Genomic DNA, 237 nt, shown 5'->3' with positions numbered 1-237 from the left:
ACTAAAAATCGTAAATTATCTCGCTTAATTTCTGATGTGTCATGGTCAGAATTTGTTCGTCAATTAGAATACAAGGCCAATTGGTATGATAGACAAATTGTAAAGGTAGGTAAATTCTTTGCAAGTTCACAAATATGCAATAAATGTGGGTACAAAAACAAGGAAATGAAGAATTTAAGTATAAGAGAATGGATTTGTCCTTGTTGTAATGTAACTCACGATAGAGATATAAATGCA

General features: G+C 30.8%; 1 protein-coding gene. It reads left to right on the top strand.

Translation table 11 applies throughout. The features are described 5' to 3' along the window. A partial coding sequence (locus tag KGF38_RS20220; RefSeq protein ID WP_227832707.1) for a transposase occupies positions 1–237 on the top strand: 237 nt, incomplete at both ends.

This window comes from Clostridioides sp. ZZV14-6387 (assembly GCF_020657835.1).
In the GTDB taxonomy this organism is placed as follows: Bacteria; Bacillota; Clostridia; order Peptostreptococcales; family Peptostreptococcaceae; genus Clostridioides; species Clostridioides difficile_A.
The sequence above is the reverse complement of the archived record's forward strand: the minus strand, read 5'-3'. Positions and strand labels throughout refer to the sequence as shown.